Here is a 15,157-nt window from a genome sequence, read left to right on the forward strand (position 1 = left end):
TCAAGAATCGGTATCTCTGCCGTCAAGCAAAGTGACAAAGTGACTGTCTGCTCACGCTATTTGAATTTTTCTCTAAACAAATCAATCAATGCCTTTACCTTATTGGGTAAGAACAAATTAGAAGGATAAATCAGTGTCAAATGCTGCTTAGGATGGGTAAATTCCGGCAAAACCTCGACCAGCTTGCCGTCCTCCAGCGCTGGCTTTGAATGCACCTGTGGAATAAAGGCGATGCCATTACCAGCAATCGCCATTAGACGTAGCAAATTTAAATCGTCCGATCTCACAGCGACATGAAGTTCAGGGTCTAACAAATCGGCGTTGTAGCGATTTGTGAGCAAACGGTGATGCTTTAAATCTTCCATACTTTGCAGCGGTGGATGCGCTTCAAGGTAAGCTTGAGATGCAACGAAGTGGCTACGATATGGCAACAAGCTGAATTGAACGTAACTGTCATCAGACACTTTGGCCACACTCGGTAGGAGTTGTAGATCGAACGCTTGGCGCTTGAGATCCACACTCTCTTGATGGTTTTCAATCTCAACCGACATCTCAGGATAACGCGTGGTGTACTCGTTTATAATCCAGTTAAATGCTGCCGAGCTCATCAAGGCGGATGGAATCGCGACACGCACTTTCCCCGTCAACTCTTGTTGATATTCATGCATGACATTCAAGCCTTGCTGAATATGTTCTATCGGTTGCCCAACCAATTCAAACAAACGCTTACCATGTTCGGTTAACTCTATCGTTCGTGTTGTACGGATCAATAATGGGCAGCCTAAGGCTTTCTCTAATTCCTGCAAGCGACGGCTTACTTTTGAGCGCTGCAATTGATTTGCCTGCGCTGCCGCGCTAATGCCACCGTGCACCACGGTTTGGCTAAACAAGTGAAGATCATCAAAGCTTACGTTCATTGTCCTACTTTTAGGTCGCTCATGCACTTATTGCCATTCTACTGAACTGTGACCAACTTCTCTATAATCCTTTGTCTTATTTGCTTGTTAGCCCCATAAATTCAGGTATCAGTTATGACAGCGGATCATAAATTCAAACACTGGATGCGAACACTTATTGTCCTGTTCATTGTACTATTTTTCTACATTATTATTGCCGACCGCCACGCACCTATCACCACCGAAGGTCGAGTGCAGGGTTATGTGGTGCAAGTTGCACCTGAAGTCTCAGGAAAAGTGACCGACGTACTGATTGAAAATAACCAGTCAGTTCACCAAGGTGATGTCCTATTCAAGATTGACGATAGAAAATACAAGATTGCTCTAGAGCAAGCCAAACTGTCTCTACAATCGGCATATGAAAAAGAAGCGACCCTTTACTCTCAACGTGAAGCTGCGCAAGCAAACATTGCGCGCGCCGAAGCGACTTATAACAACGCTCATCGTGAGTACACACGATTACAAAAGCTGTCTAAACAAAAGGTGATTTCACAATCCACGCTAGACAACGCTTATGCGCAAAACCAAGTCTCTCGCGCGGCACTTAAAGCCGAACAACAAAACCTGAAAGTGATTGAAGCGCAACTGGGGGATAAAAAAGGGCAAAGCACTGCGGTACGTATTGCCCAAAATGGCATTGAAAAAGCCCAGCTCGATCTTGCCAATACGGCAGTCATGGCACCAAGCGACGGCGTTGTAACGAACCTACAGTTAGAAGTGGGGACCATGGCAAACACCAATATGCCAATGCTGACATTTGTCCCAACTGGTTCTATGTGGGTTGCAGCAGATTTTCGAGAAAAATCCGTCGCAGGAGTTGATAAAAACTATCACGCAATGGTGGCGTTCGATGCCAATCCAGGCTCAGTATACGATTTCGATTTATCCAGTCGTGATTATGGTGTTGCTGCGGCACAACAAACGCCGAACGGTGCACTGACCAAAGTAGAAGTAAACAATCGTTGGGTACGTGATGCGCAGCGCACTCGCGTTAATTTGACCAGCCAAGAGGCGCTTCCTTCATCGTTATTCGTCGGTTCACGTGCCACCATTGTGCTTTACCCAGACAACAGTCCATTCTGGGAACTGATGGCACAAGCACAGATCCACCTCGCAAGCTGGTTCCACTTTATCTATTAGGTGGCAGTGATGAAGACACTACGCATTTGGTTTGGCTGCTCAATGGGATTGGCATTGAGCATGATCTTTGGTTGGTCTTACGGCTTTTTTGCCATCATGCTGCCATTGTTCGTTCTTGGACGCATGGACCACTTCAGCTTACCCTTAGTTTTGATGGTCTTCTTCTCCGCAATTTGGACCACAGTACAAGCGACCTTTATTCTTGAATACCTTCAGTTTCATCCCTTACTAATGTTTGCTGCGGTGGGCATTATGATGTTGTTTAAGTGCGTTGCAATGATGAACCCAAAGACGTATTTATTTGGCTACATGGGGTTATTGGTTGGCTCGATTGTTCTGAACTTTGCTAGCTACGATTTCATGGATATTGAAGAGTTCAACGTCAATCTTTGGGTGATCTCTTTCAGTAACATCTTCGTTTGTGCTCTCGCTTATTGGTTATTCCCAGAGCCAGAGTCGAAGATCTTGCAAATAGAAATGACCACGCCAGTAAAAAGCGATATCGACTACATCAGCCAAGTTGCTATGGGTTGGGTGGTAGCAATGGCGGCATTTTTGGTGTTCCAAATAGGTGATTTGTACGACTCGCTTTCGGCGCAGGCTTCGATCCTCATCATCCTAACGCCAATGACACTGGCGGGCTCAATGGCCATGGCGAAAATCCGTATCATCGGTACAGCGCTAGGTTGTATCGCGGGTATGGCGGTGCAGTTAATCTTGGGCAGTTGGTTTGGCTACGGTCTGTTGTTTTGGCTGGCGTTTACTATTGCAATGGGACCTTTCTGCTTGTGGCTGACTAAAGGTCAGGTCAAAGCAGCTATCGCCTTCTCGGCAATGTCGGCGTTATCTGTACCACTCACCACTTCCTTAGTGCCAGAACAGAAAGACGCATTCTTCTCCATCTTGTACCGTTTTAGCTCTATCTTTGTTGCGGTATTGCTGACTGCCATGGTGATGTGGGTAGTACACCATTGGATTCGAGTGATGTTATTGAAGCATCCTGAGGTGAAGAACGTGGAATTGAATTAAGCCTTGTCTGAGGCGGAAAACGAAGTATGCCGCTCACTTTACTGTGAGCGGCATTCGAGCTTTATATCCCGTAATGCTTAACTAAGGTTACGCGCTTAAGACTGAAGTGAGCTCATCAAACTCAACAGCGATTGTCGCTGTTCATTGGGAAGTGCTGCAAATAACGTTGCCATTTCACCAAAAAACTCGGGCCCCATTGCGGCAACCAGCGCTAGCCCTTGTTTTGACAACGATATTTTAACTGAGCGCTTATCAACTAAATCATGTTTTCGGACGACAAGCTCTTTTGCTTCTAAGCGCTCCAATCGGTTTGATAGTGCGCCTGAAGATGGCAATAATGTCTGCTCTTTGAGTGCTTTTGCCGTCAGCTCATAAGGCTCGCCAGAACGGTATAATGTCGCTAAAACATCAAACTCCGACGGGTTTAGTCCATGCTTCTTGCAAAAGTGGCTTCTGGCGTCAGAAAGTGAAGTACCAAACCGAACAAACAATGTCACAAGTTCAATAACATTTCCGTCCAACTCTTGGTTTATCGATAGCCACTGTTCTGCAACTTGCTTGCTCGTCATGCTCAAAATAATGAATCCGTGTAATAACGCTCTATACCATTCTACTCTTGTTGCTTATCACCACTGTGCCATACACGGCGATGCTGCTTTTTAAAAACAAGCTTTGCATCGAAGTAGAGAACTTCAAGAATAAGACCGAGCGTAAATAGTACCATTACTGAAATTGCGAAAACATCTACGAAAAAGCCTATTAGGGTTTTAATTACTGCTTTTACCAAATCCAACACCTTCATCACCTCTTATTTCACTCATGCTTTTACTCCTTTCTCTTGCCTGACGTCCGCATGATCTGATTTTAGATTCAGCAGATCAGAGAAAAGATCAATTAAGGTGACTTTAACCTCATTTTATGTTTAAGTAAATTATGTTTACTTAAACATAATTTACTTAAAACTGGATCGAGGCAACGCATGAAAATCATCTTGGCAATCTTAGCGCCCTTACTTTGGGGAACGACTTACGCCGTCGTTTCATCAGAGTTTGTGGGTTGGTCACCTTTTGCACTAGCAGTATGGCGAGCCCTACCTGCTGGCTTCATCCTATTGATTTTAAAGCCAACTATGCCCAAGTTATCAGAGCTCCCTGCTCTGCTTTTAATTGGCTTCCTTAATATTGCGTTGTTTTTTGGTTTGTTATTTGCTGCAGCACTGCGACTGCCTAGCACTTTGGTTGGAGTAGGCATGATCGCTTTGCCTGTTGTGAGCTTGGCAATCATGGGGATCGCGCATCAAATCAAACCCTCCATGATCCAATTGATATCGGCAATGGTGCTATTGGCGTGTTCCGCTTATCTATTCTTAACCAGCCGCGCACCCATCAGCCTATCAGCGGTATTACTCTTGGTTGGTGCCATGAGTGCATTGATTGCAGGAAGTGTTGTTGCTAAACACGTGATGAAGAAAATCCATTGGTGGAAGTTACTGACATGGAAGCTCATCTTTGGCGGCATCATTTTATTGCCTCTCGCCTATTGGGACGTTTTTTCGGGGGGAGTCATCACTGTTCCTTTATTGCCAGAGAACTTAGAACAATGGCTAGCGATGGGTTGGATTGTCATCGGGTTAACCTCAGTGGCCTACGGAGCTTATGTCTATACCATCCCTTTAATTACCACTAATGAGCTCAGCTTCTTTGGCACCTTTAACCCGATTCTGGCGATGATCTTAGGCGTCACGCTCATGGGAGATTCCCTGACTCACGTACAGATTGGTGTGATGACATTAATGGTCGTCTGCAACTTGATCGCCCAGTTCTTTGAATACAGGAAGAAGCTCCCTACTGAGCAGGAAGTAATCAATTATTAACCTCTGGTGTCGTTAACATTGTGCGTAAAGAAAAAACCAAGCACTCAGTCTTGGTTTTCTCTGTATCCTTAACTATCGATACAAAAATTAATCAGCAATCTCGTTACGGATGATTTGCGCCCCTAAACTCAGTGCATTCAGCTTTGCAGTTGAAACTTCACGAGGTAAAGGTGCCATGCCACAGTTAGTACAAGGATAGAGTTTATCGGCATCGACATACTTAAGTGCTTCTCGTAATGTATTTGCTACTTCTTCTGGCGTTTCAATCTCGTTGGTTGCCACATCAATTGCACCAACCATCACTTTCTTGCCACGGATCAGTTCAAGTAGTTCGATAGGCACGCGCGAGTTGTGACACTCAAGCGAGATAATATCGATGTTTGATTTTTGCAGTTTTGGGAACACTTCTTCGTACTGTCGCCATTCAGTGCCTAAAGTTTTCTTCCAATCCGTGTTAGCTTTGATGCCGTAGCCATAACAAATATGCACTGCCGTTTCGCATTTTAGTCCTTCGATAGCGCGCTCTAAGCAAGCAATACCCCAGTCATTCACGTCATCAAAAAAGACGTTAAATGCCGGCTCATCAAATTGGATAATGTCGACACCTGCCGCCTCAAGCTCTTTTGCTTCTTGATTAAGGATCTTGGCAAACTCCCATGCTAATTTTTCACGGCTTCCATAGTGAGCGTCGTAAAGCGTATCGATCATCGTCATTGGTCCCGGCAGCGCCCATTTGATCGGTTGTTTGGTTTGCTGACGCAAGAACTTCGCATCTTCCACAAACACGGGTTTGGTTCGACTTACTGGACCTACAACCGTCGGCACGCTCGCATCATAGCGGTTACGGATAGTCACAGTTTTTCGGTTCTCAAAGTCTACGCCACTAAGGTGTTCAATAAATGTCGTCACAAAGTGTTGGCGAGTTTGCTCTCCGTCACTAACAATATCGACGCCTGCTAATTCTTGCTCTTGTAAAGAGACACGCAGCGCATCGCGTTTACCATCAATGAGTTCCTCGCCTTGCAGTTTCCATGGTGACCAAAGCGTTTCAGGCTCTGCAAGCCAAGATGGCTTAGGTAAGCTGCCTGCTGTTGAAGTCGGTAATAGTGTTTTCATCGTCATTCCCTTTCAAATTCTAAATTGATTACGCGTAAGCGGCAGACCATTGCTCAAGGATTGATTGATAAGGTTTAATGAAATGCTCCTCAGCAAATTTCCCTTGTTCAATTGCAAGCTGGCTGCGCTCTTCGCGGTCATAAACGATTTGGGTCAACGAGTGATCGAGGTTCTTCAAGTTTGGCTGGTAACACTGCCCTGCTACCGCGTTCGCATTGTAAATCTCTGGTCGATAAATCTTTTGGAACGTCTCCATGGTACTGATGGTACTGATCAGCTCTAGGTTCGAATAGTCATTCAAAAGGTCACCGAAGAAGTAGAACGCCAACGGCGCGACACTGTTTGGCGGCATAAAGTAGCGCACTTGCAAGCCCATCTTTTTGAAGTACTGCTCGGTTAGTGATGATTCATTTGGCTGGTATTCAAAACCTAGAACCGGATGCTGGTTTTCCGTGCGGCGGTACACTTTATTGTCCGATACACTCAAGCAAATCACTGGCGGCTTCTGGAAATGTTGTTGGTACGATTCTGATTTCACAAAGGCTTTAAACAGCTTGCCATGCAGTTCACCAAAACCTGCTGGGATACTGAATTTCGGCTGGTCTTTATTGTGGTCCAACAGTAAAACACTAAAGTCATAGTCACGCACATAAGAAGAGAAGTTGTTGCCCACAATCCCCTCGATACGTTCGTTGGTTTTGCGGTCAACAATGTTGGTTTTAAGCACTTCGATGGAAGGGAATGCTTCACCACTGCCTTGGATATCCATATCAACCGAGATGATTTCTAATTCCACACAATAACGATCGCCAGTCGGGTTATCCCAATGTGCCAATGCATTAAAGCGGTTGTCGATCATTCGTAGTGCATTACGTAGGTTGTCTTGACGACTGCTTCCACGAGCCAAGTTTGCAAAGTTAGTGGTGATACGGGTGCTGTCTGACGGTTGGTAGTTCTCATCAAAACGAATGCTTTTGATAGCAAAGGTGAAATCGTTATTCATGGTGACTTGGTATCCTATTTCCTTAGATAAACGCTGACTGATTACTCGCTCTGTTCTTGGGGATGGTTTTGTTTTTTGATTATCCCAATCGTCAGTTTGTGCAGCGTTCTACCTTGAAGGATTCGGACCAAAAACAGCTGTACAGTGCCTGACACTAGAGCAGTCTGTTTTTTATACTTGCTTCATTACGTGAAGAATATTGGTATTACTTCACGTTGAACATGAAAGAAATTCATGGCTTAGACAAAACCAGCCAACAAAGCGAATGAAAGTAATTATAAAAACTTACGTCCATACTTAATATCTTGCGATTCCCTCATCTTTATAATTCTTCTCATTCAAATAAGAACCATCAGAAAAATACAGAGAAGGAACACAATGGATATTTATCAAGAAAGTATCAGCTTTTTAGGTAACGGCGCGGATTTTGATGAAAACGGATTATTTCAGTGCGAGTTATCATCGGATACGAATAACCATGATGACGCACTTTTCTTAACCGTATTTAAGAACGAAGCCACCATTAACTTACACATGTCTCTCACCAGCCCTGTGGAGTTACCAACCCCTCTTCCAGAAAAGATTGCCATCGCGATTGGCGAACACGCACTTGAACCTTTCCGTGGTGGTTTTGGTATCGGTCTAATGCCTGATAGCCGAAGATTAACTATCTACAAGGTTATTTCTCTCTCAAACAAACCTCAAGATTATGTGCAGAACACTTTTCAGCAACTGTTAGAAAGAATGGAGCAATGGCACCATTTTATTGAGCAAGCGGATAACGCAGAGACAATCCCAGAAACACTTCCTGCTGGGATCTTTATTTAATCTCTACTGCGAATTCCCCTATTTAAAATACGAGTTTAATGTATGTCTACAATTCAAATTAATAGCCAGCATCGAGGTAATTTAGACCTCGCAGATATTCAAAATATCAAAACTAACGCCAAAGAAGGCGATACCGTTAAATTTGGTTCTGTATTTGGTAAAGAGTACAGCGTAACTAAAAATAGCGATGGTGACGTTACTCTAAAACAAAAAGAGAATCGCAGTTTTTTTAATCGTTTCTTTAGTAAAGCCGATTCTTCAAAAAACGGTGATTTAAAGCTAAATCAGATGAATCAGCAACTGCATAAAAAAGAAGGCAGCGGCAACGTTAAGGTCTTAACTTTGACCTATAACCAAGCAAACCAAAAGATGCCGGAAGACACAAAGAACTACTTCCAGAACCTGATTCAAAAAGGCGACTATGATGTGGTCTTGTTTGCGGAACAAGAGTCTAAATTGCTTGCTAACGATCTTGAGCTTGATGGTATGAACCTTCTGAGTCAAAACAAAATGAAAGTTATGACGAAAGGTCTTGGTGAAGGTGTTAGCTATACTTCAATGTCTGTTTTTGCAAAAGACGGCGTTGATATTAATGTCAAAAAAGAGTCTGAATACCGTCACGGTATCGGTGGTCGAAACATGGAATTCTTCATGGGTATCACTGGTAACAAGGGTGGCGTAAAAACGGCTTTGGAGATCAATGGTCAAGCCTTAAACGTCATTTCTGCACACTTGGACTCTAACAAAGAAGTCAAACGTGAATTCGAAGGTAACAAGTTGATGGAGGGGATCAAACCGAACGAAGAGGTTCTGATCACTGGTGACCTAAATGAGCGTGAAAAGCGTATCGCTGAAGGTTCTGACGTAATGTACGATCCTGTCGCACACGATGATACGCACCTAGCCAAGCACGGTTTTAAGTTCAAACCACTTAATAGCCACACCTACATGCAACTTGATAAGCACACTGGCAACATTAAACAGAAAGAAGGTCGTGACCGTCCTGACTTCGGTGAGCTCGATAATACCGGCTTAACCAACAAAACAGGCAACTTACAAAACCATGAAACCAGTGTTATCACTGAAGGTTTTGAGAATATCAGCGACCATAAGCCAGTACAGTCTACTTTTGAAGTAAGAGGCTTTTCTCAAAAGCTGATTGAAAACGCACAAACACATACAGCAGCAGACTTCAAAAATGAAGCAGCGTACTTAAAGCCTGGTACTGATCCGGCAAAAGCGACGTTTGATGATGTGACCTCAGCGAACCAAGCTCGTCTTGGCCTAGAAAACTTGAGTAGTGATGAACAAGCGTTTGTAAAAGAGAACTTCGCTAGCTTTATCATCGGCAAAGATGCCATCTTTAGCCAGCTAACAAGTGGCTTTATGGAAGAGATGGGTCAGCTTCACACAGCTAACCTGACCACAGGTCAACTACAGACTCAACAAATTGCATTGAGCGAGAAATACGAACAGCTAAGTGACAAAGTAAACGCTCAGTTTAACCAGCAGTTCGTTGCTAACCTTTAAGACAGACGCAACCAGAATACCTATTTGTGAATCTATTTAGATGAATAGGAATGATGAATACAAAAGGTGATCGTAAGGTCACCTTTTTACGTTTTAGGACAGAGCCAATCCCGCCTCCCACTTCCCCGCAAGACCGATTAACTGCGGCTTTCTACGGTTGAACCGGATCGAGCAATAGTGATTCACGAATCTGCTTTTCTTTGAAACTCGATAAGATAAACATCATCAGATAACCAAGACACAAAGCGACAATGATGGCGACGACATTGTGGGTAAATGCGGATATCACGTAGAACATAACAACTAAGGTCACGATACCTGACAAACGAATAAACAAGCTGGTTTTGAAATAACCATTCGCTTTGATATACGCAAGTTGATAAGCGTTGAGCATCATGAAAATAAAGAAGATAGAAAAATGAAACAGCACTGGTACTGCACCCATATATTCCGGCGGGAAAAGCCCAGCGACAATGTTTGAACCAAACAGCAGCATCGTCGTGAAGAAAACAGCGCTGACAATAAACGACAGTTTAAACACCCAACGTCGTATCAACTGAATCTCTTGGTATTCCCCGTTACGGATTTTGACCGACAGCTCTGGCAATACGAACCGGTAGATAGGGAAAACAAACAACATGGTCATATACGTAAATACTGGGCGAACTACCACCTGAAAGTCCCCCAGCTCATCGACACTAAAGTAACGAATCGTCAGTAACACCGCGATGTAGATCATCAGAATGCTGGCACCCGCCTCAAGCGTAGCTGTAAAACTCTTCTTCACATAACCAAACATGTCCGGATCTAAACGTACCGGTTTAATTGGGAGAGTAGAAATCACTTTGCGGCGGCTGATGTACATGTACAAAGCGGTAATGAGTGAAGAAATGGTCAACCCATAAAACAATGCCGTTAGTGCGCTGTATCCAGCAACATAATAGGCGAACAAAAACAGAAGAACATTGAGTGAAGGGTCAAGCCAAGTCGTACGGTTAGTAATATCGTACAGGCGGTACATCGCGACGAGGTTCGTAAAGTATAGTTTAAGTCCAAGACCAAAGATTATCCCGACTAACTGAAGATACTCCACTCCGATACTAAGGCTGTGTTTGATATAGGGAATCACACCTCCCCAAGTAATCAAAACAACCAAAATCAGAGTGAATCGAAAGATATTGATAATATCCGTGTCATTCTGAGTTTGAGAATAAGTAACGACCATAGAAGATCGAAACCCAGTCATTAGAATCATAGAAAGCGAGATGATATCAACCACACTGTGAAATAGGGCTAGGTCGGTTTTCGGCACCCAAGCAGCAAGCCAGATTTTGAATGTAAATCCGATGCCTATACTGACTAAGGTCGCCCATATTCCAGAAAGAAACGCATTCTTTACTTTGGTCACTGATTCTGACTGCATTCCAGATACTGATGTCCATTTAACTGAGATCTTTCATGTTATTGAAAGTAATTCTCATTTACAAGCAAGTTTTATATGACCAAACAAAGGTTGCAGAAATACAACCTACTTAACTTCTCAACCGTAGAAAGCCCTTCAAACAAAGGGCTGAACAGAAAACATTCGATCCATATACCTAAACCAATCTCACTGAATCCGGCGCCTTGAGGTCACTTGGGTATATATCAATCACACATTACTGCGGATTCTTTCTTTGGCAAAGGTATAAGCGCATGCCAACTTGATTGATGTCCAGCCGTGAGATTGACCCCCACTGAATTTGACCCGTAATCTCACTTGATCCCCACCATGAGACCAAGACAAGGTGTTTTGAATTAAAGAAGGAGTGTCTCGATGCACCTGAACTTTGGTAATCGAAAAGTCATGTTCTAGCACTGCATACTTGTTGTCCGCATAATAGACCACAACCACCAGCGCACTACCCAACAACGCTTTAGTGCCTTTAATGAGCTTTTGTGGCTCATTTTCTACCGCGTTAGCGAGCTGTTTACCAATATTGCCCGAGAGACATTCCAACGTCCTACTTCGTCCTGCATCATCATTAATGAACGTTTCTTTCAGCGCCTCAAGCGTGCCATTGAGCTCTTCTTGTCTGAGGTCGAAATAAGTGTTCCCCAAAATTTGCCCAATACCCGGGTTTTTACAGTTAATGGTATTGGTCGCCTTAGCAATTGCCTTCAGAGAGATAGGTTCCGTTACGTACTTATCTCCTACTCGTAGCACTAACTCAATATCGGCAGTGTTGAGGCGGTTGTCCAAATACGCATCAGGCACTAGCTCGATAGAATCGATCTTAAAGTCACCATGCTTTTCTTTCAAAAACGCGCTTAAACCATCCACTGCACCAACAGAAGTCGCTCGTATCCCTTCGAACTCTGTAGCAGTAATATCCGGTGCATATTTCGCGAACATCTCAATAAACGCATGATTATCAAGCTGGATGACATTTGGGTTTACCTTGAGAAGCTGAGCATAAAAAATAGCTTCGGAGCACTTGCCGATTGCGTTGGAATTCGCTTTCCCACCTTCAGGTTTATGTGTAACAGACAAAGCATCGTTAAACTGCTGCAAAGATCGCGCATTATCCTGAGCGATCTTATTCTCAGCTTTAGGTGTTGCGTAGCTGGTCGCTAGCTTGATCGCAGAGTCAGGACCACTTTCAAACTTAAATCGGATCAACAGCGTAATATTGTCGGCAGTAATGCCAACGGAATTCGAGCCAACCTTGGATATACTGACGTTTTTTATCTCGTGAACATCAATTTTAAATTCTTCAACACCCTTTAACCTTTCGCCATCATACTGAGTGATAACATTGAAGGAGTCAGTCATAAATAAGGAGTTAAATGCCTTTTCGATGGTTTCAGAGGCTTGGTTATATTCATCCAGAAACAAGCCAAAGCATTTCTCTCTCAGCTCATAAAGAAGCTTACTACGAAACTCTTCAAGTTCTTGCGTGAACTTAGGACAAGACTCTTTTAGTAAACGCCGCAACTCACTTTCCGTGACCTCGCTAGGCACATCACCCACTATGCGATTGGCACTATCGAGTAAAAACTGACGGTAAACCTTAGCAAAGTAATCATTGAATTCACTCTGAAGGGAAGCTGATCCAAAGTATTTTGCAATAAAGCTTTTTGCTCCTAAATTCTTTGGCTGTATCACTCTTTTAGGCCTTATTTTGAACAGGTTGACACAAACAACGTCTCCATTAGCTAGATGCAAGGTTAGATCAGGAGCGACATTTGAGTTGTCAGCCTCAAATTTGTTCTGGACTTGAGAGATGTTACTTTGCTGCTCAATGATAAATCGCGCAGTCCCCGAAGCAATCCCATCAGCTTTCGGAAGCGTTTTCGCCTGTAAATAGTGCTGGATTTCAGAAGTAACCGCTTGAACGTGGAGATCTCCACTTTTTCTTGGCGTTGGGTTTGGCATAAGTTTATCCGCTATGAATGTCATATCACGCTAGCATGAAACGTAGATTCGACAATGGCACATTAGCGCAATCTCAGCAACTAGAAGAGTTTAACTAACAGATTGATAAGCTTATTTAAAAACCTAGCTCACGCTTTTTTTCGCTCAATATTCAATAAAAAAGCGCATCTCAGACAGACATCCAAGTGCGCTTTCATCGACAACAGTCAAGTATCAACAGTTAAGTATCAACGCTTAAGCGAACGATAGACACCTAAGGACAATCTCTAATCCGGTTTGCGGTCTGAAATCACCTTACCATCTTTAATCGTAATGATGCGTTTAGTACGCTCTGCCAAAGCGTTGTCGTGTGTGACGATGATGAGGGTTCGACCTTCTGCATGAAGTTGGTTGAACAAGGCTTCAATCTCTGCACCTGATTTGGAGTCCAAAGCACCAGTTGGTTCATCGGCAAGGATAATTTGCGGGTCATTAACCAAAGCTCGTGCAATCGCAACCCTTTGTTTTTGACCACCTGAAAGCTGGTTCGGCTTGTGATCGAGTCGATCCCCTAGCCCCACTTGTTCTAACAATTTTGCGGCACGTTGGCGACGCTCTTTAGCTTTGATACCCGAATACACAAGCGGTAATGCGACATTATCTAGAGCCGTTGCGTATTCAAGCAAATTAAAGCTCTGAAACACAAAACCAATCTTTTGATTGCGAATCCCTGCTAGAGCATTAGCAGTTAAGCTTGCAACATTTTGACCACCCAAAAGGTATTCACCATTCGTCGGTTTATCCAGGCAACCAAGCATATTCATCAGCGTCGATTTGCCAGAGCCAGATGGTCCAAGAATAGAAAGAAACTCTCCTTGGTTGATGGTTAAGTCAACGCCGTCTAGTGCACGTACTTCGACCTCACCACTCGCGTAGTACTTACAAATATTAGTCAGCTCGACAAGCGGCTTGTTCACCATGCTTTCTCCAGAGTTATTATTATTCACTTTGTAGTGCCTCCAGCGGACTCACTTTGGCTGCCCGATTGGCAGGTAACCAAGCTGACGCGACGCCGATAAACACCAAGGTAGAGATCACTATCGCAACCACAGTCCACGAAAGTTCTGGAACCGGTTTACCGAGATCCTCATAGAAGACATTCCCTTCTAGATTGATGGCACTGATTGCGGAAATGAGACTGTAGGTAACACCGAGCCCCAACGCGCCTCCCATCATCATGGTCATTAACGATTGAACTAAGTAATGCAGACGGATCGCCGTTGGCGTTGCCCCTACCGCCATACGAACTCCAATATCTCGGGTAGAGCGTTTAACAGTCGCGTACATCACGTTTGCGATCCCAACACCAGCCACAGCTAGCGTGACAAAACCAATAATGCCGAGAAAGCTTTGCAAACCAATCAGGAACTGCTGCATGCTCTTTTGTTGCATGAACATATCTTCCACTTGTACGACTTGTTCATCACTGACACTGGCTCCATGTTTACGCGCAATCACTTGGCGAATGGTTTCAGCCAACCTCTTGCGGTCGGTCTCCGATTTTGGCTCAACATTAATACCACCAATATCACCATTTGCATGAAAGCGTTGCCAAGTCGCAAGCGGAACAAAGCTCGAATAGTTGATGTCATCGCCTTGCTCAACGCGTCCACTGTTTTTGGCAAGTACCCCGACCACAGTAAACTCTTCGCTACCAATTTTAACCTTTTTACCAACCGGATCGGCTTGTAAGGTAACAGCAGCAAACCAATTAAAATCATCAACTGGGTTGAACAAATCCGCAGCTAATGAATAACCGAGCACAACCACTTTGCGCATCTGTTTTTGATCAAGTGGATTCAACCATCGCCCGCCGGGTAAAGGCTTCAGATTAGTCATTGATGCGTAATCCGTTGGAACCGCGAGCGGCTTTTGCCATGATCCTCGGTTTCCTGCCGTGATGTTTTCATTCCATTTCGCGCTGGGTGCTACACTGGCTACTTCAGGTAATGCCTTGATGACTTTAGCGTCATCTATCTTAAGCGTAAGAAATTTACCTTGATGAAAAGCGCCATGATCAACCGTCGCAATCCCCCCAGTCAGATAGATCAGATTACCATTGCCATTTTGCGCCGTTTTCAGCACGCCCTGTCGAATTCCCTCACCAACAGCCAGCATGGCAGCGATACAAAGCGTTGCCCACGCCACCGCCAAAATCGTTAAGCCTAAACGCAACTTTTCTGCTGACATCTCTTGGAAGATTTGTCTCATTGGTAACAGCATGA

General features: G+C 44.0%; 14 protein-coding genes. 5 read left to right on the forward strand and 9 right to left on the reverse strand.

Annotated elements, in window-relative coordinates:
• Positions 1–56: 56 nt before the first annotated feature.
• Entirely contained in the window at positions 57–917 is an 861-nt protein-coding gene (locus tag VHA02S_RS04680) for a LysR family transcriptional regulator (protein ID WP_005444964.1), read from the reverse strand.
• A 114-nt stretch (positions 918–1,031) separates the two neighbouring features.
• Between VHA02S_RS04680 and VHA02S_RS04685 the strand changes: the two genes are divergently transcribed.
• Complete coding sequence (locus VHA02S_RS04685; RefSeq protein WP_005444962.1) at positions 1,032–2,096, forward strand: HlyD family secretion protein; 1,065 nt, start codon at positions 1,032–1,034, stop codon at positions 2,094–2,096.
• 9 nt (positions 2,097–2,105) lie between these two features.
• A complete protein-coding gene (locus VHA02S_RS04690) occupies positions 2,106–3,125 on the forward strand; it encodes a DUF2955 domain-containing protein (protein WP_038898640.1) in 1,020 nt (339 codons plus the stop codon).
• Positions 3,126–3,220: 95 nt separating this feature from the next.
• Here the strand turns inward: VHA02S_RS04690 and VHA02S_RS04695 are convergent, their stop codons facing one another.
• Positions 3,221–3,694: a MarR family winged helix-turn-helix transcriptional regulator gene (locus VHA02S_RS04695; RefSeq protein WP_038898641.1), complete on the reverse strand. Its 474-nt coding sequence runs from the start codon at positions 3,692–3,694 to the stop codon at positions 3,221–3,223.
• 41 nt (positions 3,695–3,735) lie between these two features.
• Positions 3,736–3,921, reverse strand: a complete 186-nt coding sequence (locus VHA02S_RS04700) for a hypothetical protein (RefSeq protein WP_227740459.1) — start codon at positions 3,919–3,921, stop codon at positions 3,736–3,738.
• Positions 3,922–4,104: 183 nt separating this feature from the next.
• On the opposite strand from VHA02S_RS04700, the gene VHA02S_RS04705 reads away from it, so the two are divergent.
• Positions 4,105–4,998 carry a DMT family transporter gene (locus VHA02S_RS04705; RefSeq protein WP_038898643.1) on the forward strand — a complete coding sequence of 298 codons (894 nt, stop codon included), beginning with the start codon at positions 4,105–4,107 and terminating at the stop codon, positions 4,996–4,998.
• A gap of 87 nt (positions 4,999–5,085) precedes the next feature.
• Here VHA02S_RS04705 and VHA02S_RS04710 read toward each other — a convergent pair whose 3' ends face one another.
• A complete protein-coding gene (locus tag VHA02S_RS04710) occupies positions 5,086–6,114 on the reverse strand; it encodes a methionine synthase (protein WP_005444948.1) in 1,029 nt (342 codons plus the stop codon).
• 28 nt (positions 6,115–6,142) lie between these two features.
• Positions 6,143–7,117 carry a DUF1852 domain-containing protein gene (locus tag VHA02S_RS04715; protein WP_005444946.1) on the reverse strand — a complete coding sequence of 325 codons (975 nt, stop codon included), beginning with the start codon at positions 7,115–7,117 and terminating at the stop codon, positions 6,143–6,145.
• 378 nt (positions 7,118–7,495) lie between these two features.
• Between VHA02S_RS04715 and ati1 the strand changes: the two genes are divergently transcribed.
• Together ati1 and ati2 are read left to right on the forward strand one after the other, a co-directional pair.
• Positions 7,496–7,945 carry an Ati1 family type III secretion system chaperone gene (gene ati1, locus VHA02S_RS04720; protein ID WP_005444944.1) on the forward strand — a complete coding sequence of 150 codons (450 nt, stop codon included), beginning with the start codon at positions 7,496–7,498 and terminating at the stop codon, positions 7,943–7,945.
• Positions 7,946–7,987: 42 nt separating this feature from the next.
• Positions 7,988–9,475 (forward strand): T3SS effector inositol phosphatase Ati2, encoded by a 1,488-nt coding sequence (ati2, locus tag VHA02S_RS04725; protein WP_009698443.1) that lies wholly within the window; start codon positions 7,988–7,990, stop codon positions 9,473–9,475.
• Positions 9,476–9,626: 151 nt separating this feature from the next.
• On the opposite strand, the gene VHA02S_RS04730 is transcribed toward ati2, so the two are convergent.
• From VHA02S_RS04730 to VHA02S_RS04745, 4 genes are all read right to left on the reverse strand, one after another.
• Positions 9,627–10,898 (reverse strand): polysaccharide biosynthesis protein, encoded by a 1,272-nt coding sequence (locus VHA02S_RS04730; RefSeq protein WP_038898644.1) that lies wholly within the window; start codon positions 10,896–10,898, stop codon positions 9,627–9,629.
• A 228-nt stretch (positions 10,899–11,126) separates the two neighbouring features.
• Complete coding sequence (locus VHA02S_RS04735; protein ID WP_038898657.1) at positions 11,127–12,893, reverse strand: hypothetical protein; 1,767 nt, start codon at positions 12,891–12,893, stop codon at positions 11,127–11,129.
• A gap of 266 nt (positions 12,894–13,159) precedes the next feature.
• Positions 13,160–13,852: an ABC transporter ATP-binding protein gene (locus VHA02S_RS04740; protein WP_038898645.1), complete on the reverse strand. Its 693-nt coding sequence runs from the start codon at positions 13,850–13,852 to the stop codon at positions 13,160–13,162.
• 19 nt (positions 13,853–13,871) lie between these two features.
• Positions 13,872–15,155 carry an ABC transporter permease gene (locus tag VHA02S_RS04745; RefSeq protein WP_038898646.1) on the reverse strand — a complete coding sequence of 428 codons (1,284 nt, stop codon included), beginning with the start codon at positions 15,153–15,155 and terminating at the stop codon, positions 13,872–13,874.
• Positions 15,156–15,157: the final 2 nt, after the last annotated feature.

It is taken from the genome of Vibrio harveyi NBRC 15634 = ATCC 14126 = KCTC 12724, from assembly GCF_001591145.1.
Lineage (GTDB): Bacteria > Pseudomonadota > Gammaproteobacteria > Enterobacterales > Vibrionaceae > Vibrio > Vibrio harveyi.